Origin of the sequence: Actinokineospora baliensis, from assembly GCF_016907695.1 — a bacterium.
GTDB lineage: Bacteria > Actinomycetota > Actinomycetes > Mycobacteriales > Pseudonocardiaceae > Actinokineospora > Actinokineospora baliensis.
Genome location: NZ_JAFBCK010000001.1, coordinates 2,502,033 through 2,522,490, shown reverse-complemented (window position 1 = coordinate 2,522,490; position 20,458 = coordinate 2,502,033). Strand labels below are relative to the sequence as shown.

Genomic DNA, 20,458 nt, shown 5'->3' with positions numbered 1-20,458 from the left:
GATCTGGGCCATGGTCAAACGCGGGTGGGTTGTTGCGGTGCTGGCGCTCGTCGGGGCGCTGGTGACCGGGTGCACGTCGGACGAGCCGACCGGGGGTGGCGGCGGGAACCTGCCGGACGGGACCGCGCTGCTGCGCGACGCGTCCACGGCGACGAAGGCGATCAAGAGCGCGCACTTCACGCTCAAGGTCAACGGCACGGTGTCGGCCATCCCGGTGCAGAACGCCGAGGGTGACCTCACCCGGGAAGGCGGGCCGTCGGGCGCCGCCAAGGGCACCGTGAAGCTGACCCTGCTCGGGCAGCTCATCGAAGGCGAGTTCGTGCTGGTCGACGACTCCCTCTACATCAAGGGCCCCACCGGGGGCTTCCAGAAGTACCCGGCGTCGCTGAGCTCCAACATCTACGACCCGTCCGCGATCCTCGACCCGGACAAGGGCATCGCCAACGTCCTCGGCAAGATCCAGAACCCGCGGACCGAGAGCAAGGAGTCGCTGGAGGGCACCTCGGTCTACAAGGTGTCCGGCAAGGCCACCAAGGACGTGGTCAGCGCCGTGGTGCCCGGGGTGAACAGCGATGTGGACATCACGGTGTGGGTGCGCGAGGACAACAAGCAGCCCGTCAAGGCCTCGGTGACGCTGCCGAGCGGGGAGGGCCAGACCGCGACGGTCGACCTGACCCTGTCCGACGTGGACAAGCCGGTGACGATCACCGCGCCATGAGCAGGGGACGCACTGTCGCGATCAGCGCTGGGGCGCTGGCCGTGCTGCTGGGGGCGCTGGACACCTACGTGGTGGTCAGCGTCCTGAGGCAGATCATGGCCGACCTCGAGATCGCGGTGAACCGCCTGGAGCAGGTGACCCCGATCATCACCGGGTACCTGCTCGGCTACATCGCGGCGATGCCGCTGCTCGGGCAGGCCTCGGACCGGTTCGGCCGCAAGCTCCTGCTCCAACTGTGCCTGGTCGGGTTCCTGGCCGGGTCGATCGTGACCGCGCTGGCCGACGACCTGCCGGTGCTGGTCGCGGGCCGGGTCGTGCAGGGCGTGGCGAGCGGCGCGCTGCTGCCGGTGACCATGGCGCTCGCCGCCGACCTGTGGGACGAGCGCCGCCGCTCCACCGTCCTCGGGACCGTGGGCGCCGCCCAAGAGCTGGGCAGCGTGATCGGCCCGCTTTACGGAGTCGCCCTGGCAGCTCTGCCGCTGTGGGGCGACGCCTTCGGGATCAGCGGCTGGCGCGGGGTCTTCTGGGTCAACGTGCCCTTGGCCGTGCTGGCGATGGTGGCCATCCAGTTCACCGTCCCCGCGCACCGCAAGGCAGACGCACCGGTGCGCGTGGATGTCGTAGGCGGGTTGCTGCTGGCACTGACTCTTGGGCTGGCCGTAGTGGGTTTGTACAACCCGGACCCGCGCAACGCGGTCCTGCCGCCGTGGGGTCTGCCGGTGCTCTTGGGAGCGGCGGTTGCGCTGATCGCGTTCCTGCTGTGGGAACGCCGAACGCCTACGAAACTGATCGACCCCGCTGGCGTCGACATGCGCGCCTTCCTGGCCGCGCTCGCCGTGTCAGCGGTAGCGGGCGCTGCCCTGATGGTCACCCTGGTCGACGTGGACCTGTTCGCCCAGGCCCTGATGGGCAAGGACGACAAGGGTGGCGTCCTGCTGTTGCTGCGGTTCCTGATCGCGCTCCCCGTCGGAGCGGTCGCAGGCGGGCTGCTGGCGGGACGGTTCGGGGAATGGGCCGTCACCGTCGTGGGGATGGCCATCGCGGGCGGCGGCTACCTGCTGATGGCGGGGTGGCCCGCGAACCCGGCGGCGGCCGAGTCGCTGTTCGGACTGTCGCGGGTGGACGTGGACCTGGTGATCGCCGGGCTCGGGCTGGGCCTGGTGATCGCACCGCTGTCCTCAGTGGTGCTGCGCGTGGTCCCCGCCGAACGCCACGGGGTGGCCTCCGCCGGGGTCGTGGTCGCTCGGATGACGGGCATGCTGGTGGGCGTGGCAGCGCTGTCCGCGTGGGGCCTGCACCGGTTCCACTCCCTGACGGCGGGCCTGGCGTTGCCGCTGCCCTGGGGCAAGGCGCCGGAGGTGGCGGCGCGGGAGCAGCGCGAGTATTTGGATGCGCTGCAGGCCGCCCTGGTCACACAATTCACCGACATCTTCTTGATCACCTCGGTGCTCTGCGGGGTGGGGGTGGTCGTGGCCGCGGTGCTGTGGATCCGCGGGCGGCGCGAGGTGAGCGCGGGGTGACCTCCCGCGGCGGGGGGAACGCCATGTGGCAGCGGATACGCGAGTTCGAGGAGGGGTTCGCCCGGGCCCAGGCCTCCGAAGTGGTGGAGTTGGGCTGGGGCTACGCGCTGCTGCAGGCGGAGTTCCCGGCGTCGTGGCACCACAACCGGCTGGTGGTGACAGGAGCGGTCGAGCCGGGCGTTGTGGCGGCCGCCGCCGAGGACGTGCTCGGCGGTCGCGGGTTCGCCCACCGGCTGGTGCAGTTCGATGACGAGGCGCGCGGAGCGGCCGCAAGTGCCGCGTTCGGCGACTACGACGTGCACGAGCGGATCGTCACGATGGCGCACTCGGGGGTGCTGCCCGCTCAGCCGGAGTCCAGGGTCGAGGCGCTGTCACTGGCGCAACTGCGCCCGTCGTTGATCGCGGACTGGCGGGCGAACTTCCCGGACGAGGGCGAGGACCGCCTTGTCCAGCTCGCCGACCGGTGCGCCCTCTACGAGCAGGGTGCCGACATCACGTTCCTGGGGGTTCGCGACAAGACCGGTGACGTCGTGGCTCGGGGCGAGCTCTACGTGCGCGACGGCATCGCCCAGTTCGAGAACGTGGTCGTGCGGCCCGAGTGGCGCGGGCAGGGCCTTGGGCGGCAACTGGTCGTGGAAGCGCTGCACCGGTCCTCGCGAGCCGGGGCCGACACCTGGTTCCTGATCGCCGAGGCGACCGACTGGCCCCTGGGCTGGTACGAGCGGCTGGGCTACCGCGCGGGGCCTGCTGTGCACATCTACCAGCGGACGCCTAGCAGGTGATGTCCTGCAGGGGCGGGCTCAGGGTTACCAGGTAGTCGATGCCCGCGTTGTCCACGCAGGAGGAGCCGTCCAGGAACGCGGTGTGTTGGGTGGCCTTGTAGGTGATCAGGCGGGCGTTGAGGGCCTTGGCGAGGTTGACGCCCGCCGTGTACGGGGTGGCTGGGTCTCCTGTGGTGGAGATGACCAGGAGAGGCGGGATGCCGTCGACCTTCGGCTGGTGGGGCTCGCTGGTGTTGGGCACGGGCCAGAAGGCGCAGGTGTCGAGGGCGGGCAGGGGCGGGTCGGTGTCGGCCATGAAGGTGCCCTTGGTGGCCTCGATGATCTGCTGGGACGTCGCCTCGAGGGTTGCCCGGTCGGTGATGCGGGGTTCGTCGACACAGCGGATCGCGTTGAGGGCGGCCATGAGGTTCGAGTACCCGCCCTTGGAGTCGCGGCCGATGTAGGCGTCGGCCAGGAGCATCAAGGTGTCGCCCTTGCGCGCTGCGAGTTCATCGAGGGCCTTGGTGAGGATGACCCAGTACTCGTCGTTGTAGAGGGCCGCGGCGATACCGGTCGACGCGTCGCTGAGGGAGAGTTTGCGGTTGCCGACGGCGAGCGGGCTGCTCTCCAGCGGCGTGAGCAGGGCCTCCAGCTCGATCTTCGTGGTGACCTTGCAGCGGCCGCACTGCGCGAAGTAGGCGTCGAGGGCCTGCTCGAAGCCCTTGACCTGGCCGATCATCTGCTGGGCCGGGTCCTCGTTCGGGTCGACCGCGCCGTCGAGGATCATGGCGCGGACGTTGCCGGGGAAGGTCTCCGCGTAGGCGGTGCCGATCCGGGTGCCGTACGAGTAGCCCAGGTAGCTCAGCTTGTCCTCGCCGAGCGCGGACCGCAGGACGTCCATGTCCCGGATGACGTCGCGGGTGCCGACGTTGGCGAGCACCTCGGGGCCGCCGCTGAGCTTGGTGCAGCCCTCGGCGTACGCCTTGTTCTCGGCCTCCAACTCGGCGACCGTGTCCGCCTCGGGCTGGACCCGCTTGGCGTCCATCTCCGCGTCGGTGAGGCATTCGATCCTGGGCTCGCTGACCCCAACACCACGCGGGTCGAAGCCGATGATGTCGAACTTCTCCACCAGCGCGGTCTTCTTGGCCTTACCTGCGATGTACACCGCAGCGGACATACCCGACGCCCCGGGGCCGCCAGGGTTGAGCAGCAGCGAGCCGACCTTCTCCCCTGTGGCGCGTTGGCGTAGGACACCAACGGAGATCGCGCGTCCGTCCGGCTTGGCGTAGTCCAGCGGAACGCTGAGCAGCGTGCACTCGACCCCCTTAGCGCCGAACGCGCTCTTACTCTCGTCGTCGTGGCTCAACGAACGGCAGTCACGCCAAGTAAGAGGCTGGCCGTAGTAGCGCTCAAGGCCAGCGGGCACCGGTCCCTTAGGACCCAACTGCTCGGTCTGCCCCGCCGTGGGGGTACCGGTGATGGTGCTGGTGCAGGCGCTCAAGAGGAGTGCGGCCGCGGCCAACACACCCACGCGGGATGTACGCACGTTCCCATCCTGTCAGGCTGAGCAGCGCACGCCCTCCGGCGGCAAGCGCAGCTCGGTGAGATAAGCGGCACCGGCATCGTCGACACAGCGCACACCCTGGAGGAACGCGGTGTGCTGGGTGGCCTCGTAGGTCAGCAACCGGCCGCCCAATGCACCCGCTAGAGCGACACCGGCCTCGTAAGGCGTGGCCGGATCACCAGTGGTCGAGATGACCAACACCGGCGGCAGGCCCTTCACCGACGGCAGGTGCGCAGTGCTGGTCGGAGGCACTGGCCAGAACGCGCACGCGTCGAGCGCGTCGGATGCCGGTCCTCCGTCGTCGAGGAACGGAGCGGCGGCCTTGTAGCGGCGTTGGGCGTCTAGGACAGCGGCCCGGTCCGTAATGCGGGTGTCGTCGACACAGCGAACGGCGACGAACGCGTCTTGCGTGGTTGTGTATTGGCCGTGCCTGTCGCGCTCCATGTAGGCGTCGGATAAGCCCATCAACGTCTGGGCGCGGTTCTGCTTGAGCTCGTTGAGGCCGGTGTTGAGCAGCTCCCAGAGCTTCTCCGAGTAGAGGGCCTGGGTGACGCCGGTGGTCGCGTCGGAGAACGACAGCCGCCGCCCGTCGCCGGTCTCGATCGGACGTGTCGCCAAGGGCCGCACCAAGCGCTGGAAGGCCGACTGGGCGCGGGTCGCGTCGCTGCCCAGTGCGCAGTCCTGGCGCTGCACGCACCAGGCGATGAAGTCGGTGAAGGCGGACTGGAAGCCGGTGGCTTGGGCGACGAGCTCGGCGACGGCGTCCTGGGTCGGGTCGACGGCGCCGTCGAGGACCATGGCGCGGACGTTGCCGGGGAACGCCTCGGCGTAGGCGCTGCCGATCCGGGTGCCGTAGGAGTAGCCCAAATAGGTCAACTTCTCGTCGCCGAGGGCCGACCGCAGGACGTCGATGTCGCGCACGACGTCGCGGGTGCCGATGTTGGCGAGCATGGCCGTGCCGTGCCCGGTGCGGTCGGCGCACTTGGCCGCGTAGTCGCGTTGGTCGGCCTCCACCTTGGCCACCCCGGACGGCGAAGCGTCCAGTTCGTCGTCGTCGGCGCGCTCCGCGTCGCGCTCGGCGTCGGTCAGGCAGCGCACCACCGGTTCACTCGAACCGGTACCGCGCGGGTCGAACCCGACGAAGTCGAGCCGCGCGTTGACCCCGGCCACACCGGACAAACGCACCGCAGTGGACAAACCCGCCACTCCGGGCCCGCCGGGGTTGATGATGAGCGACCCGATGCGCGACCCGTTCTCAGTTGCCGGTTTTCGGACGATCCCCAGGGTGATCGTGTCGCCGTCGGGTTTGGCGTAGTCGAGCGGCACGGTCAACCGCGCGCACCGGACCCCCTCGCTCCGCAGCGGCTCCCGGTCGGCGTCGGTCTTGGCGTAAGGGGCACAGTCTTCCCAGGTCATCGCCTGGCCGTAGTACCGTTCGAGCCCGGCGGGGACGGTTCCGCGGGGACCGCGCTGCTCGGTGACCGGCGCCGGAGGGCCCGCCGAGCACGCCACGAGCGCGCTCGCGGTCAGGGCGAGCGCGGCAACCAGAGCACTCGCGACCGACCTCCGCACCGGGCTGATCCTGCCACCCGGATGCGGAACTCACCTGCCGTGCTGCACCGTTAGGTGGCAGGGCGAGAATTGCGTCACGTGGTGGACGAGGGAAGAGGTGGCCGGGACCGTGGCTGCGTTTCTGACACGGGTCAAGAGCGGGTTCCAGCGACTGCTGGAGCGCCCGTCGACCGTCGACCTCAAGCGGTACGCCGAGGTCCTGACCTCGATCGAGTGGCGTGAGGAGCGGGTCGCCAAGCTCGACGACGCCGAGCTGACCGAGGCGGCGGCCGCGCTGCGGGCGAAGGTCGACGGCAAGTCGATGGACAGCCAGGCGATGGTCGAGCTGTGCGCGCTCGGCCGGGAAGCCGCGCGGCGGGCCCTGGACCAGCGGCCCTACGACATGCAGCTGGTCGGCGCGATGGAGCTGCTGCACGGGCGGATCGTGGAGATGGGCACCGGCGAGGGCAAGACCCTCGCGGGCGCGCTCGCCGCGGCCGGGTACGCGCTGCAGGGCCGGGCGGTGCACGTCATGTCGGTCAACGACTACCTGGCGCGCCGCGACGCCGAGTGGATGCGGCCGGTGTACGAGCTGCTCGGCGTGTCGGTCGGCTGGGTCGACCAGGAGTCCAGCTCCGAGCAGCGGCGCGAGGCCTACGGCAGGGACGTGACCTACGGCGCGGTCAGCGAGATCGGCTTCGACGTGCTGCGCGACCGGCTGTGCGTCGACCCCGAGGAGCTGGTCCAGCGGGAGCCGGACGTGGCGCTGATCGACGAGGCCGACTCGGTGCTGGTCGACGAGGCGCGGGTGCCGCTGGTGATGGCCGGGTCCACCGACGACAGCCAGGGCGACCCCGAGGTGGCCCAGATCGTGCGGACCCTGCGCGCCGGGCAGCACTACGAGCGCGACGAGGACAACCGCAACGCCTGGCTGACCAGCCGCGGCGCGAAGGTCGTGGAGAAGGCGCTCGGCGACATCGACCTGTACTCCGGCGACCACTCCGACCGGCTCGCCGCGGTCAACGCCGCCCTGCACGCGCACGCCCTGCTGCAGCGCGACGTCGACTACATCGTGCGCGACGGCAAGGTCCACCTGATCAACACCTCGCGCGGGCGGATCGCGCTGCTGCAGCGCTGGCCGGACGGGCTGCAGGCGGCGGTGGAGGCCAAGGAGCGGCTCAAGCCCACCGAGAGCGGCGAGGTGCTCGACTCGATCTCGGTGCAGGGCCTGGTCGGCCGCTACCAGCGGGTGTGCGGGATGACCGGCACCGCGCAGGCGGTCGCCGAGCAGCTGCGGGAGTTCTACGAGCTGAAGGTGTCGGTGATCCCGCCGAACAAGCCGTGCGTGCGCGAGGACGAGCCGGACCGGGTGTACGACACGGTCGAGGCCAAGGAGTCCGCGCTGGTCAAGGAGATCGTCGCCCAGCACGAGACCGGGCGGCCGATCCTGGTGGGCACCATGGACGTGGCCGAGTCGGAGCGGATCGCCGAGAAGCTGACCGGGGCAGGCGTGTCGAGCGTGGTGCTCAACGCGAAGAACGACGCCGAGGAGGCCGCGATCGTGGCCGAGGCGGGGGCGTTGAACGCGGTGACGGTGTCGACGCAGATGGCCGGTCGCGGTACCGACATCCGGCTCGGCGGCGCCGAGGGCGACGACACCGACCACGACAAGGTCGCCGACCTCGGCGGGCTGTACGTGATCGGCTGCGGGCACTACACGAGCAGCCGGTTGGACAACCAGCTGCGCGGCCGGTCCGGGCGCCAGGGCGACCCCGGCGGGTCGGTGGTGTTCGCGAGCCTGACCGACGACCTGGTCACCCAGTACGCGCCGGACGCGACCGCGGGCACCGACGCCGAGGACGACGGCCGCCACGACGACCCGACCTCCCGCCGGTTCATCGAGCACGCCCAACGCGTCGCCGAGGGCGTCAACCTCGACATCCACCGCAACACCTGGCGCTACACCCGCCTGATCGAACACCAGCGCGGCATCGTCCTGGCCTACCGCGACGACGTCCTGAACACGCCGCTGGCCGCCAAGCAGCTCAAGGAACGGCTGCCGGAGCGCTGGGACGAGCTGGCCGCGGACCTCGACGAGGACGTCCTGGAGGCGGCGGCCCGGCACGTGCTGCTGTTCCACCTGGACACCCGGTGGTCGCAGCACCTGGCATACCTGTCGGACGTGCGGGAAACGATCCACCTGCGGGCGCTCGCACGGGAAACACCGATCGACGAGTTCCACCGGGCGGCGATCAGCGAGTTCCGGGGCCTGCTGAAGGACATCGGGGACCTGGCGGAGGAGACGTTCTCCACGGCCACGGTGACCGCCGACGGGGTGGACCTCGAGCAGGCCGGACTGCGGCGCCCGACGTCCACGTGGACGTACATGGTGCACGACAACCCGTTCGACTCGGACGCCGAACAGGCGCTGCAGCGGGTTCGGGCCTCGCTGAAGAAGGTGAAGGCGGCCAAGGCCAAGGCGTGACGCGCTGTTGGCAAGATCGAACTGGGCTGAGCAGCCCCCGAATCAAGAGTACGGGCGGGGGCTGACAGTTCGGGCGCGCGGCGAGGGGACCTGTGGACAACGAGTGCGGTTGTCCACAGGCGGGCGTGGGGTTAGGCCAGTGGGCGGCTGTAGGCGATGAAACCCCTATAGACGGCCACCTTGTCGTAGAAGGCGCGGGCGGTGTGGTTGAGAGGCAGGGCAAACGACGCCCACAAGAAAGGGAGAAGTTCCGGCCGGAACAAGCCTTGGTTGGCCTAGGTAGTGCCAGGCCCTGCCAGGGCGGCGGTCAGTTCGGCTCGGGCGGTCACCAAGGAGGGGCCGTACCAGGTCAGGTAGCGGCCAATTACCAAGGCGGATCGCTTGTGGGGGAACCAGTTTGGGCCGTCGTCGGCTGTGAACTCGTAGGGTTCGTCGGGTAGGACGACCAGGTCGGCCGTGGTGGCGTTGAGGTCGTCTATAGAGGGGCGGGGGTAGCGTTCGGGGTCTGCTGCGTAGGCGTTCGCGATTCCTAGGCGCAGTAAGACGTCTCCGGCGAAGGTGTCTCTTCCTACTACCACCCATGGTTTGCGCCAGACGGGGATGATGGCCGTTGCCCATAGCGGCTCGACGGTCGACCAAGAGGCGTCTGCTTCGTCGAGCCAGGTGGGACTGACGCCTAGGCCTGACAAGAGGCGGCGGGTGGAGGCCAGGCCGGCGGGAACCGTTGCGGGGGCGTCAGTCACCCAGACCGGGACGCCCGCCGCGCGCAGCTCTTCGGCGTCGGCGAGGCGGTTCTCCTCGGTGTTGGTGATCACCAGGTCCGGCCGCAGGTCGCGCACCGCGGCCAGGTCCGGGTACTTCGAGCCGCCGACCCTGGCGGCGTCCAAAGTGGACGGGTGGGTGCAGTAGTCCGTGGCACCGACCAGCAGGCCGGGCGCCGACACCTCGACCGCCTCGGTCAGCGACGGCACCAGGCTGACCACCCGGCGGAACGAACCGACCCGGCCGACGACGCCCCCGTGGTCGTCGACCGCGTCAGACATCGGTGATCCGCAGACCCGCGTGGGACTTGTACCGGCGGTTGATCGCGATCAGGTTCGCGGTGAGCGCCTCGACCTGGTGGGCGTTGCGCAGCCGACCGCCGTAGACGCCGCGCATGCCGGGGATGGCGTCGGCGAGTTCGCGCACCGTGTCGGTCGCCTCGCGGTCGTCGCCGAGGACCAGGACATCGATGTCGACCTCGGCCACCGACAGGTCGGCCAGCAGCACCGCGGACACGTGGTGGAAGGCGGCGGTGACCCGCGACTCCGGCAACACCTGCTCGGCCTGCTGCGCGGCGCTGCCCTCCTCGACCGGCAGCGCGAACGGGCCCTGCTTGTCGAAGCCCAGCGGGTTCACGCAGTCGATGACGATCTTGCCGGCGAGCTGGTCGCGCAGGCTCTCCAGCAGGTCGCGGTGCCCGTCCCAGGGCACGGCCACCAGCACGACGTCCGCATCGGCGGCACACCCGGCGTTGTCCAGACCCGTCACGTGCTCGACGCCCGCCAGCTCGCGCAACTCCGCCGCGGCCGCTTCAGCCCGGTCGGCCGCGCGCGAACCGATGACCACCGGGATGCCCGCCTTCGCCCAGCGCAGCGCCAGCCCGCGGCCCTGCGGCCCGGTCCCGCCCAGCACTCCGACCTTCAGCTGCCCCAACTGCGCCACGTGCGTTTCCCTTCACCAGAGCCAATGCCGTGCACGGTAGCGACTCACGCCCGCTCGAAGGCGACCCGGCGGCGGATCGGGTCGGTGGCGGTCAGCCGGACCCGCACCCGCTCGCCCTCGCGCTGCCCCTCCCCCGCCGCCTTGGCCAGCACCGGCGGTTCCGGGATGAAGATCTCCGCGACGGTCGCCTCCGCGCGCAGTACCACCGCGTCGAACTCCGCGCCGACCCGGTCGCCCAACACCCACGCCTCGACCTGGTCCAGGCAGGCCCGGTCGACCTTGGCCGCGTGCGAGTCGGAGGTCTCCATCAGGCCCGGCAGCAACGGCAGCGCCTCGCGCACCCACTCCGGGACCGGCTCACCCGCCGACACGGCCAGGCAGATCTCGATGCCGAACCGGTCGACCAGGCGCCGCAGCGGCGCGGTGACGTGGGCGTAGGCGGCCGCGATGCCCGCGTGCGTGGTGATCTCTGGCAGTTCGCCGTCGAACACCGTGTACCCGGCGCCGCGCAGCAGCCGAGTCGCGTCCATGAACAGCGCCAAAGCCGCGGGATCCGTCGGGTCCAGGGTCGCGAGCAGCTCGGCGGCACTGGCGTCGGCGGGCCACTCGATGCCCAACGCCTCGGCGGACCGGCGCAGCCACTCGACGGCGCCGTCGTCGGCCGGGGGCAGGGTCCGCAGCACGCCGATCCCGGCGCGCAGCATCATCTGGGCCGCGCACATGCCGGTCAGCAGGGACAGCTCCGCGTTCCAGGCGTCGACCGGGGTGCGCGGGCGCAGCACCAGCCCCCAGCCGTCCCCGTCGCGTTCGATGTCCTGCTCCGGCAACTGCAACTCGACCGCGCCGCGCTTGATCGCCAGAGCCCGCCGCAGCGCGCCCACCTCGGGCAGCAGGGCCAGCGACGGATGCGCCCGGCCCGCGTCGATGTCGGCGTGCACGGTCTCGTAGTCGAACTGGGCGACCGAACGGACCCAGGCGCGCCGCACGTCGGCGCCGACCGGGTTGCCGTCGTGGTCCAGGTCGATCGTCCACAACGCGGCGGCGCGGCGCTGGTCCGGCAGCAGGCTCGCGGCGCCCTCGGACAGGGCCGTCGGGTGCAGCGGCACGTTGCCGTCGGGCAGGTACACGGTCTGGCCGCGGGTGCGGGCCACGGCGTCGATCGCGCCACCGGGGTCGACGAACGCGCCCAGGTCGGCGATCGCGTAGTGCAGCCGGTACCCGCCGTCGCGGCGGGCCAGGTGCATGGCCTGGTCGAGGTCCTTGGCGCCGGGCGGGTCGACGGTGACGAACGGCACGTCCGTCGCGTCCACCCGGCTGCCGCGCGGTCCGGCGGAGACGGCCTGGTCGGCCTCGGTCAGCGCGGCGGCCGGGAAGCGGTCCGGGAGGTCGAAGTCGGCGCGGACCCGCGCGAAGTCCCCGCCCGTCTGGTTCAGCGCGGAGTCCACGCTCGCACCCTAACCGGTGAACGCGGTCAGCGGGTGCCCTCCCGCCAGGCGTTGGTGATCGGCAGCCTGCGGTCCCTGCCGAACGCCCGGAAGCTGATCTTGGTGCCCGGCGGGTACTGGCGGCGCTTGTACTCGGCGAGGTCGACCATCCGCAGCACCCGGTCCACCACCTCGGCGGTGAACCCGGCGTCGAGCAGGTCCTGGTAGCCGCGGTCGCCCTCGACGTAGTCGTCGAGCACGGCGTCGAGCAGCGCGTAGTCGGGCAGCGAGTCGCTGTCGAGCTGGCCGGGCCGCAGCTCGGCCGAGGGTTCCTTGCTGATCGAGTTCTCCGGGATCGGCGGCACCTCACCGAGCTTGTCCGCCTCGGCGTTGCGCCAGCGGGCCAGCTCCCAGACCAGCGTCTTGGGCACGTCCTTGATCGGGGCGAACCCGCCGACCGCGTCGCCGTAGATGGTCGAGTAGCCGACCGCGAGCTCGGTCTTGTTGCCGGTGGCCAGCACCAGGTGACCGTGCTGGTTGGACAGGCCCATCAGCGTGACGCCCCGGCAGCGGGCCTGCACGTTCTCCTCGGCGAGGCCGGTGAGGGCGAGCTGGTCGACGAACACGTCCACCATCCGCGCGATCGGCTGGACGCTGTAGTGCAGGCCGGTGCGGTCGGCGAGGTCCTTGGCGTCCGAGCGCGAGTGCTCCGACGAGTAGCCCGAGGGCATCGAGACACCGTGCACGGCGTCGGCGCCGAGCGCGTCGACGGCCAGCGCGGCGACCACGGCCGAGTCGATGCCGCCGGAGAGCCCCAGCACCACCGAGCGGAAGCCGTTCTTGCGGACGTAGTCGCGCAGGCCGGTGACCAGCGCGGCCCACACCTCGGCCTCCTCGGGAAGCGGCTCGGCGAGGGTCGGGCCGTGCTGCGGCTCGTAGGCGGGCACCGGGTCCGCGGAGATCGTGGTCCGGCGGACGGCGAACTCGTCGTCGGCCTTGGCGTCGGTCTTGGCGGCCCCGCCGGGCAGGTCGAGGTCGACGACCATCAGGTGCTCGACGAACTGCGGCGCGCGGGCCAGCAGCGTGCCGTCGGCGGCGACCACCATCGAGTCGCCGTCGAACACGAGGTCGTCTTGGCCACCGACCTGGTTGACGTACACCAGCGGCGCCCCGGCCTCCGCGGCCCGCCTGGCGACCAGCGGCAGCCGGGCGTCGTCCTTCTTGCGCTCGTAGGGCGAGGCGTTCGGCGAGACGACCAGGTCCACCCCGGCCCGGCCGAGCGCGGCGATCGGGCCGCCCTCCTGCCAGATGTCCTCGCAGATGACCATGCCCACCTCGAGGCCGCGGATGCGGACGATGTCGAGGCCGCGGCCGGGCTTGAAGTACCGGCGCTCGTCGAACACGCCGTAGTTGGGCAGGTGGTGCTTGAACTGGTGGGCGACGACCTGCCCGCCGTGCAGGACGGCGGCGGCGTTGCGGGGGCCCTCGGCGTCGTGGTCGAGGTAGCCGACGTAGGTGGGCAGGTCGCCGCAGCCCGCGTCGGCGAGGTCGACGGCGAGGCGGGTCAGCGCCTCCTTGGCGGCGGCCCCGAAGGACCGGCGCAGCGCCAGGTCCTCGACGGGGTAGCCGGTGAGGACCATCTCCGGGAACACCACCAGGTGCGCCCCGGCCTCCGCGGCCCTGCGGGCCCAGGACACGCCCCCGGACGCGTTGCCGTCTAGATCCCCGACGGTGGGGTTGACCTGGGCGAGTGCGATCCGGAGCTGTGCCATGTCCTCATCCTCCACCATGTTTTCGCCTCAGAGGCGAAAATACGGGTCGTGGGTGAGGAACACCATAGGCGCTGGTGGCCCGACCAGGGCTTCATGACCGAATCAGCGGAACTCGTCCGTCGCCGAGCGGAGGGCTTCGAGGACCCCGGGGTCGCCGGTGGAGTGGCCCGCCTGCGGCAGGATCACCAGCTTCGCGGTCGGCCAGGCCTGGGCGAGGTGCCAGGCGGCGGCAGGCGGGCACACCATGTCGTAGCGGCCCTGGATGACCCTGCCGGGGATTCCCGCCAGCAGGTGGGCGTCCCGCAGGAGTTGGTCTTCTTCCAGCCAGCCGTCGTGCGCGAAGTAGTGCAGGGCGAGGCGGGTGAAGGGGACCGCGAAAGCCGGGTCCGCGTACTGGGCCACTAGTGCCGGGCTTGGCACAAGAGACACCGTTGCGCCCTCCCAGTTGCTCCACGCCTCTGCGGCACGCGCACGCACTACGGGATCCGCGCTGGCGATGAGCTCCTGGTAGACGCCGAGCGGGTCACGACCCGCAGGCACTAGGCGCAAGAACTCCGCCCATGCCTCTGGGAACACCGCGCCCGCTCCCCCGCGATAGAGCCAGTCCAGTTCCGCCCTACGCAACAGGAAGACGCCGCGCAGGATGATCTCGGTGACCCGATCGGGATGGCGCTGCGCGTAGGCGAGGGCGAGCGTGGTGCCCCAGGAACCGCCGAACAGCTGCCAGCGGTCGATGCGCAGGTGCTCGCGCAGGTGCTCCAGGTCAGCGACCAGGTGCCAGGTGGTGTTGGTGGCCAGGCTCGCCGTCGCGTCGCCGACGTGCGGCCAACTCAGGCCCGCACCGCGCTGGTCGACCAGCACGATCCGGTAGGCGGCCGGGTCGAAGTGCCTGCGCTGGACCGGGTTCGTCCCCGCGCCCGGCCCGCCGTGCAGGACGACCACCGGCTTGCCCCGGGGGTTCCCGCTGACCTCCCAGTACACGCGCTGGCCGTCGCCAACGTCGAGCATGCCCCGCTCGTGCGGCTCGATCGGCGGGTACAAGGAGAGCATGTGCCCCATGCTGCCCTAGAGACCGGCGCGCGGCTCGGGTCGGCGGGGAAACGACCCCGCACGGCCCGGGAGCTGCCGTGCGGGGTCGGCGCGCGTCAGTGGAAAGCGTGCTCCGGCGCGGGGAAGTCCCCGCCGCGCACGTCGTCGGCGAACGCCTTCGCCGCGCCGAGCAGCGTGTCGGCGATGTTGGCGTAGCGCTTCACGAACCGCGGCGCCTTCGCCCGGCGCAGCCCGGCCATGTCCTGCCACACCAGCACCTGGCCGTCGCAGTCCGGCCCGGCACCGATCCCCACGGTCGGCACCCGCAGCTCGTGGGTGACCCGCTTGGCGACCTCGGCGGGCACCATCTCCATCACCACCGCGAACGCCCCGGCCGCCTGCAGCGCCACCGCGTCGGCGACGATCCCGTCCCCGGTCTCGCCGCGGCCCTGCACCCGGTAACCACCGAGGTTGTGCTCGCTCTGCGGGGTGAACCCGATGTGGCCCATGACCGGGATGCCCGCGTTGGTGATCGCCTGGACGTGCGGGGCGAACACGCGCCCGCCCTCCAGCTTCACCGCGTGCGCGCGGCCCTCCTTCATGAACCGCACCGCCGTGGCGACCGCCTGCTCGACCGACACCTGGTAGGACCCGAACGGCAGGTCGGCCACGACCAGGGCCCGGCTGGTGGCGCCCGCGACCGCGCGGACCAGGGGGATCAGCTCGTCCACGGTCACCGGCAGCGAGGTCTCGTAGCCGAAGACGTTGTTGGCCGCGGAGTCGCCGACCAGCAGGACCGGGATGCCCGCCTCGTCGAACAGCTCGGCGGTGTACATGTCGTAGGTGGTGAGCATCGGCCACGGCTCGCCGCGGTCCTTGAGCTCCTGCAGGTGGTGCACGCGCACGCGCTTGACGGGCTTTCGGGTGGTTCCCGTGCCGTAGGGTGCGGCGACTTCCGGGTTGGGCTCGGTTGGCATCGCTGTCGACCGTCCTTCCCTCGAGGCCCGCGTCATCGCGGGTCCCCGGGTAGTGGCGGGGTGCTTACCCGTCCCAGCGTCGCACCGGCCGTCGCGGCAGGCGAGACCGTGGGACAGACCTCACAGGGAGGTGACACCATTCCCCCGTGCCCACAAGATCACTGGCCGACGACGTCACCGCCAAACCAGGCGCGAACGCCGCCACCCGAGCCGCGGCCGGGGTCGCGATCGTGGTCTACCTCGGCACCGCGGGCCTGCTGGTCCTGGCCGCGTGGCTGCTGACCGGCCACCGCACGGCGCTCGCCTGGGTCCTGGCCGCCGCCCTGGTCGCCTTCGCCGTGCTGATCCGCCCCCGGCTCGGCCGCGGGCACCCCGACACGACCCCGGTCTCGCGCCCGGCCGCCCCGGCGACCTACGCGGTGGTCGACGCCGTCACCGCGCGGCTCGGCGGCCGCAAGGTGTGGCGGATCGCGGTCTCCGCCGAGTTCACCGCGTCCTACCGGGTGGTCGGCTTCCGCAGGCGCGTGGTGCTCACCGTCGGCTACCCCCTCTGGAACCTCCTCGACCCGGACGAGCGCGTCGCCCTCCTGGCCCACGAACAAGCCCACGGCGTCAACGGCGACACGAGCCGGGGCACCCTCATCGCGCCCTCGCTCAACGCCCTGGTCGAAGGTCTCCACACGTTGCGCGGACGCGGCGAGGTCTCGGGGCCGCGGGTACTGGGCGCCCTCGTGTCGTCCCCGCTGCTGGGGCTGCTGCGGCTGCAGGAAAAGCTGCTGCTGGCCGCGTCCCAACGAGCCGAGTTCTACGCCGACCACCTCGCCGCGACCGTCGCCGGTGCCGACGCCCAGGTGTCACTGCTGCGCAAACTGCACCTCGCCGAACCCGCCATGCGAGCCCTCCGCACCGGCATCACCCGAGGCGACACCGACATCTGGGCCGACTCCCGCGCCTGGCTGACCGACCTGGGACCGGTGGTGGTCGAGGACGGGGAGAGCACGGACTCCACCCACCCGCCGACGGATCGCCGCGTCGCCGCCCTGCTCGGGCGGGCCTACGGCCCCGCGGCTGTGGTGTCCACAGTGGAGGACGCGCGGCGGGCGGACCACGAACTGGCCCCCGCAGCACGTGACGTCGTGTCCGCACTGCGCCGTGAGTGAGTCGGACCTGCCTGCCAAGCCCGGCGCGGACACCGCCACCCGGACCGCAGGCCTCCTCGCTGTCCTCTCGTACCTGGTGACGGCCGGGGTCATGGCGTTCTGCGGGTGGCTGGCTTACGTGGCGAGCACGCTGGAAGGGTTCGACAAGTACGCCCTCTACGGATTCGCGCTGGTCCTGTTCGGCATGGCTCTGGCCACCGGCCCGCGACTGGGCCTGCTGTACGCCGAGCACAACGTGGTGCAGCGGGAGTCCGCGCCCGCCTTGTACGCCCTGGCCGACCAGATCGCCGACGAGCTCGGCACCCGGCGGGTGTGGCGGTTCGAGGTGTCGGCGGAGTTCAACGCCAACTACCGGATGATCTGGTTCCGCAGGCGCCCGGTGATCACCCTGGGCTACCCGCTGTGGAACCTGCTCACCGCGCAGGAGAGGGTGGCCCTGCTCGCCCACGAACTGGCCCACGGCGCGAACGGCGACCCCCGGCGATCCGCGCTGATCGGCCCCTCACTCGACGGGTTGGTCCAAGGAGCGGACCAGCTCAGCATCCCGCTGGACGACACCGACTCGGAGTTCATGGTCGTCCTCGCGATCCTGTGGCACCCGATCAGGTGGCTGCTGACCTTCCCGATGCTCGCGCTGATGGCGGCGCAGGATCGGCTGCTGCTGCGGTCATCGCGGCGTGCCGAGCTCTACGCCGACCACCTGGCCGCCCGAGTGGCGGGAGCGGCGGCACTGGTGTCGCTGCTGCGCAAGACGCACCTGGGCGACCGGGCGGTGGATGACCTGCTGGCCGCGGTTCGACGCGAGGACGACGACGTCTGGGCGGCGCAGTTGGTGTGCCTGGAGGGCCTCGACGAGGTGGTCATCGGGGACGAGGACTCGACGGACTCCACGCACCCGTCCACCCGGGAGCGGATCGACGCGGTGGCCGGGCGCGAGTACGGGCCCGCCGTGGTGGAGGGTGAGGACGAGCTGGACGGGGAGCTGGCGGAACAACTCCCAGCGGTGCTGACCGAACTGCGCGACGCCGCCTGAGCGGCTTGGGCGGCCAAGCGATGAGACCCGAGGCGACATAGCGCGCGTCCGCCTACGGTGCTGGCCGAGCCGCGCGATGACGTCTGGGCAGCTAGGGCGTGCGCCTTGAGGCTGATGACCGGCACATCGGGACGGCGAGTCGGGTGCCGCGGTGGACGCGAGCACGAGACTGCTGCGGTGGTGTGGGAGGACGACCGGGACGGGAGCAGGCGGAACAGCTGCAGGCGGGGCAGCTGCGCGACAACGCCTGAGCGGCCATGCGATGAAGGCCCGAACGGCGCGACCGATGTGGTGACCGGGCCGGGAGTGCGGGGTCGCCGCAGCGGCGGGCGGGGCGGGCTGGGCGGGGATGCTGAACGCCCCCTGCGGGGCCAACCCGCATGAGAGACCACGCCGGGAGCGGCCCCGGATGGGGCCGCTCGGGGTGGGGTCAGTCGTCGTTGTCCCAGCGGTCGGCTTTGTCTGCGGCGGCGGTGCGTTCGCGGGCGATGTCGAGGGCTCGTTCGGCGGTCGCCCGGTCGGGGTAGGGGCCGAGCAGGTCAACCGAGCGGGACCGGGTGCCGTGTTCCACCTGGTTGGTCTTGGTGTTGTAGTACCAGCCGGGGTCGGGGTTCGGGTCGTCTGTCATACCGATCACCTAACCCCAGTTGGGTGACTGCTGCACCGGGAAACCGCGCGGCGGGGTGTCCTGGTTGGCGTTGTGGTGCTGGCTGGGGATCGGGTCGAGGCAGGACACCAGGACCTCCTGGCGCTCCGGGTTCTCGATGCGGCGGCCGTTGCGCTCGCGGTAGACCAGTTCGCCCTCGGCGTCGATCTCGACCATGCAGCCGACCTCGGCGAGCTGGTCCTCGTCGAGGTCGACCAGGCGCTCGCGGCGCGACGGCACGACCCGGTACTCCGGCCAGTCGAGGTGGGCGTAGACCTGGTGGAACTCGTGCAGCAGGTGGGCCATGTGCTGCTGCCAGGGCAGCGGCATGGCCTCGGCGAGCGAGCGCGGCAGCACCACGTACCCCTCGCTGACCCCGGGGCGCGCGGCCGAGTTGAGGAAGTCGCGCACCGGCGCGCCGGAGGCCGGTGGTCCGGGGTGGCGGGGGATCGGCCCCGGTGGGTACATGTTCAACGGTTCTCCTCAGACCCCCGGCCGCACGGCCTGGTTCATCAGCTCGCCCTCGGTCCAGGAGACCGGCCGGATGTGCACGGGGACGCCGGTCTGCTGGGCCTCCACGATCTTGCCATCGCCGAGGTACATCGCCACGTGGTGGATGGTCGTCGGGTCCGACTCGTCGTAGGCCCAGAACAGCAGGTCACCCGGCTGCGCCTGCTCCAGCGGCAGCAGCGCGCCCGCCCGGTACTGCTCGCGCGAGGTGCGCGGGAGGCTGATGCCGCCGGAGCGGTAGGACTGGACCATGAGGCTGGAGCAGTCGTAGGAGTTCTGCTGGTTGGTGGCCGCGCCCCACACGTAGGGCTTGCCCTGCTGGCCCAACGCGAACTGCATGGCCGTGCCCGCGGCCGCGGTCGGCGCGGGCAGCAGGTTGCCGAAGCCGGTGCCGCAGCCGGTGAAGTTCTCGACGTGGCCGAGTTCGCCGATGAGGTGGGCGGCCATGGCCTCCCACTGGTGGTAGCGGTCGGGGAACCCGGAGCGCTCCACGTCCTGCGCCGAGTCGCCGGGGCGCTGGGTGTCCCAGTTGGGCACGTTGAGCAGCACGTCGTAGAACTTGTTGATGGCGTAGGTCGGGTTGGTGACCTCCTGCGGGGTGCCCCAGCCCATCGACGGCCGCATCTGGAAGATGCCCAGCGAGTCGCGGTCGCCGTAGTCGAGGCTGCGCAGGCCGGACTCGGTCATGCCCGCCTGGATCGCGATCTGCCAGGCCCGCGAGCCGAGGTCGCGCTGCTTGCCGATGGCGATGATCATGGCGACGGTGCCGCGCTGCTCCTCGGTGAGCCTGCCCGCGTCCGCGGCGCCGGAGCCCGCGGGGCCGGTGCTCGCCGGGCCGAGCGCGGCGTTGCAGTTGCCCAGTCCGGCCGCTTTGGCCTCCGCGGCCTGGTCCTGCTGGACGACCTGGTTGATCGCTCCGGTGGAGATGACCGTGGTGAACACGGCGACCACGACGGTCCCGACGATCAAGGCCGTTTTCATGCCGACCCCTGCTCGTAGTTGGCGACCTTCCAGCCCTGCCCGGTGTCGATGACCGTCACGTGCAGCGGTTTGTCGTCGGTGGGCACCAGCGCCTCGACGGACTTGGCGAACGAGGTCTCGGTGCGGATCGGGCCGGTCACCTTCGTCGCGGTGATGTTGGCCGGGTCGACGCTGGCCATGACCCCGAGGTACTCGTCGGTGGTGAACGGGCGCAGCCGCTCCAGCCAGTCCTGGGCGGTGATGCCGGTCGGGTGGTCGACCCAGCGCTCGGCCCACTTGGTGACCACGTCCAGCGCCTCCTGCGGCGCGCTCGGCCGCGGGGTGGGGCTCGGCGTCGAGGTGAGCCTGGTCGGCAGCGGGCTGGTGGTGGTCTGGGTGCCCAGGCCGCCGTCGGGGACCTGACCGGGGCGGGTGGTGGTCGTGGCGGAGACCGAGGACTGGCTGCCCGCGGTGACCTGGTTACCCCCCTTCGTGCCCACGACCTTGGGGATGACGATCCCGGCCGCGGTGAGCACGAGCGCGGCGATGAACACCGCGACCCCTAAGTGCCGGGGCGAGCGCAGCGGCCAGCCCCACAGCTTGCGGTACACCGCGGCCCGGCCGCGGTTGGTGCGGATCGGCAC

Annotated in this window: 18 protein-coding genes; 6 read left to right on the top strand and 12 right to left on the bottom strand. The window is 71.3% G+C overall.

Annotated elements, in window-relative coordinates; translation table 11 throughout:
* Positions 1-10 precede the first annotated feature (10 nt).
* Genes JOD54_RS12120 through JOD54_RS35520 form a run of 3 tightly spaced genes read left to right on the top strand, consistent with a single transcriptional unit; the run spans position 11 to position 3,020 of the window.
* Complete coding sequence (locus JOD54_RS12120) at positions 11-718, top strand: LppX_LprAFG lipoprotein (protein WP_204450636.1); 708 nt, start codon at positions 11-13, stop codon at positions 716-718.
* The gene (locus JOD54_RS12115; protein ID WP_204450635.1) at positions 715-2,238 is read left to right on the top strand and encodes an MFS transporter; all 1,524 of its coding nucleotides are present in this window, start codon (positions 715-717) and stop codon (positions 2,236-2,238) included. Before JOD54_RS12120 ends, JOD54_RS12115 begins: the two co-directional genes overlap by 4 nt.
* The gene (locus JOD54_RS35520) at positions 2,235-3,020 is read left to right on the top strand and encodes a GNAT family N-acetyltransferase (RefSeq protein ID WP_307859961.1); all 786 of its coding nucleotides are present in this window, start codon (positions 2,235-2,237) and stop codon (positions 3,018-3,020) included. Before JOD54_RS12115 ends, JOD54_RS35520 begins: the two co-directional genes overlap by 4 nt.
* Here the strand turns inward: JOD54_RS35520 and JOD54_RS12105 are convergent.
* Both JOD54_RS12105 and JOD54_RS12100 read right to left on the bottom strand, forming a co-directional pair.
* Positions 3,010-4,545, bottom strand: coding sequence for an alpha/beta hydrolase (locus JOD54_RS12105; protein ID WP_307859960.1), 1,536 nt, complete (start codon positions 4,543-4,545; stop codon positions 3,010-3,012). The genes JOD54_RS35520 and JOD54_RS12105 overlap by 11 nt on opposite strands.
* Positions 4,546-4,557: 12 nt before the next feature.
* Positions 4,558-6,135 carry an alpha/beta hydrolase gene (locus JOD54_RS12100; protein ID WP_204450633.1) on the bottom strand — a complete coding sequence of 526 codons (1,578 nt, stop codon included), beginning with the start codon at positions 6,133-6,135 and terminating at the stop codon, positions 4,558-4,560.
* A 109-nt stretch (positions 6,136-6,244) separates the two neighbouring features.
* Between JOD54_RS12100 and secA2 the strand changes: the two genes are divergently transcribed.
* Complete coding sequence (gene secA2 / locus JOD54_RS12095) at positions 6,245-8,599, top strand: accessory Sec system translocase SecA2 (protein WP_204450632.1); 2,355 nt, start codon at positions 6,245-6,247, stop codon at positions 8,597-8,599.
* 275 nt (positions 8,600-8,874) lie between these two features.
* Here the strand turns inward: secA2 and JOD54_RS12090 are convergent, their stop codons facing one another.
* The 6 genes from JOD54_RS12090 to panB all read right to left on the bottom strand — a co-directional run bounded on the left by JOD54_RS12090 (position 8,875) and on the right by panB (position 15,505).
* Entirely contained in the window at positions 8,875-9,642 is a 768-nt protein-coding gene (locus tag JOD54_RS12090) for a helical backbone metal receptor (protein ID WP_204450631.1), read from the bottom strand.
* Entirely contained in the window at positions 9,635-10,303 is a 669-nt protein-coding gene (gene npdG, locus JOD54_RS12085; RefSeq protein ID WP_204450630.1) for an NADPH-dependent F420 reductase, read from the bottom strand. The genes JOD54_RS12090 and npdG overlap by 8 nt, the downstream gene beginning before the upstream one ends.
* Before the next feature lie 44 nt (positions 10,304-10,347).
* Entirely contained in the window at positions 10,348-11,748 is a 1,401-nt protein-coding gene (locus JOD54_RS12080) for an RNB domain-containing ribonuclease (RefSeq protein WP_204450629.1), read from the bottom strand.
* 26 nt (positions 11,749-11,774) lie between these two features.
* The gene (locus tag JOD54_RS12075) at positions 11,775-13,499 is read right to left on the bottom strand and encodes an NAD+ synthase (RefSeq protein WP_204450628.1); all 1,725 of its coding nucleotides are present in this window, start codon (positions 13,497-13,499) and stop codon (positions 11,775-11,777) included.
* A 102-nt stretch (positions 13,500-13,601) separates the two neighbouring features.
* A complete protein-coding gene (gene pip / locus JOD54_RS12070) occupies positions 13,602-14,549 on the bottom strand; it encodes a prolyl aminopeptidase (protein ID WP_204450627.1) in 948 nt (315 codons plus the stop codon).
* 95 nt (positions 14,550-14,644) lie between these two features.
* Entirely contained in the window at positions 14,645-15,505 is an 861-nt protein-coding gene (gene panB, locus JOD54_RS12065; protein ID WP_204450626.1) for a 3-methyl-2-oxobutanoate hydroxymethyltransferase, read from the bottom strand.
* 146 nt (positions 15,506-15,651) lie between these two features.
* Here panB and JOD54_RS12060 point away from each other — a divergent pair, with 146 nt between their 5' ends.
* Positions 15,652-16,665 (top strand): M48 family metalloprotease, encoded by a 1,014-nt coding sequence (locus JOD54_RS12060; RefSeq protein ID WP_204450625.1) that lies wholly within the window; start codon positions 15,652-15,654, stop codon positions 16,663-16,665.
* Positions 16,658-17,698 carry a M48 family metallopeptidase gene (locus JOD54_RS12055; RefSeq protein WP_204450624.1) on the top strand — a complete coding sequence of 347 codons (1,041 nt, stop codon included), beginning with the start codon at positions 16,658-16,660 and terminating at the stop codon, positions 17,696-17,698. The genes JOD54_RS12060 and JOD54_RS12055 overlap by 8 nt, the downstream gene beginning before the upstream one ends.
* A 430-nt stretch (positions 17,699-18,128) precedes the next feature.
* Here JOD54_RS12055 and JOD54_RS12050 read toward each other — a convergent pair whose 3' ends face one another.
* The 4 genes from JOD54_RS12050 to JOD54_RS12035 are packed head-to-tail and all read right to left on the bottom strand — an operon-like array spanning position 18,129 to position 20,458.
* Positions 18,129-18,326, bottom strand: coding sequence for a hypothetical protein (locus JOD54_RS12050; RefSeq protein WP_204450623.1), 198 nt, complete (start codon positions 18,324-18,326; stop codon positions 18,129-18,131).
* Between the two features lie 9 nt (positions 18,327-18,335).
* Complete coding sequence (locus JOD54_RS12045; RefSeq protein WP_204456226.1) at positions 18,336-18,812, bottom strand: hypothetical protein; 477 nt, start codon at positions 18,810-18,812, stop codon at positions 18,336-18,338.
* 15 nt (positions 18,813-18,827) lie between these two features.
* Complete coding sequence (locus JOD54_RS12040) at positions 18,828-19,835, bottom strand: C40 family peptidase (protein ID WP_204450622.1); 1,008 nt, start codon at positions 19,833-19,835, stop codon at positions 18,828-18,830.
* Positions 19,832-20,458 carry a hypothetical protein gene (locus JOD54_RS12035; protein ID WP_204450621.1) on the bottom strand — a complete coding sequence of 209 codons (627 nt, stop codon included), beginning with the start codon at positions 20,456-20,458 and terminating at the stop codon, positions 19,832-19,834. Before JOD54_RS12035 ends, JOD54_RS12040 begins: the two co-directional genes overlap by 4 nt.

Bases quoted from the DNA above. Each gene is read 5' to 3' on its own strand.
- JOD54_RS12090 (WP_204450631.1), bottom strand. From the start codon at position 9,642: ATGTCTGACGCGGTCGACGACCACGGGGGCGTCGTCGGCCGGGTCGGT.
- panB (WP_204450626.1), bottom strand. From the start codon at position 15,505: ATGCCAACCGAGCCCAACCCGGAAGTCGCCGCACCCTACGGCACGGGA.
- JOD54_RS12075 (WP_204450628.1), bottom strand. From the start codon at position 13,499: ATGGCACAGCTCCGGATCGCACTCGCCCAGGTCAACCCCACCGTCGGG.
- JOD54_RS12120 (WP_204450636.1), top strand. From the start codon at position 11: ATGGTCAAACGCGGGTGGGTTGTTGCGGTGCTGGCGCTCGTCGGGGCG.
- JOD54_RS12050 (WP_204450623.1), bottom strand. From the start codon at position 18,326: ATGACAGACGACCCGAACCCCGACCCCGGCTGGTACTACAACACCAAG.
- JOD54_RS12115 (WP_204450635.1), top strand. From the start codon at position 715: ATGAGCAGGGGACGCACTGTCGCGATCAGCGCTGGGGCGCTGGCCGTG.
- pip (WP_204450627.1), bottom strand. From the start codon at position 14,549: ATGCTCTCCTTGTACCCGCCGATCGAGCCGCACGAGCGGGGCATGCTC.
- JOD54_RS12040 (WP_204450622.1), bottom strand. From the start codon at position 19,835: ATGAAAACGGCCTTGATCGTCGGGACCGTCGTGGTCGCCGTGTTCACC.
- JOD54_RS12045 (WP_204456226.1), bottom strand. From the start codon at position 18,812: ATGTACCCACCGGGGCCGATCCCCCGCCACCCCGGACCACCGGCCTCC.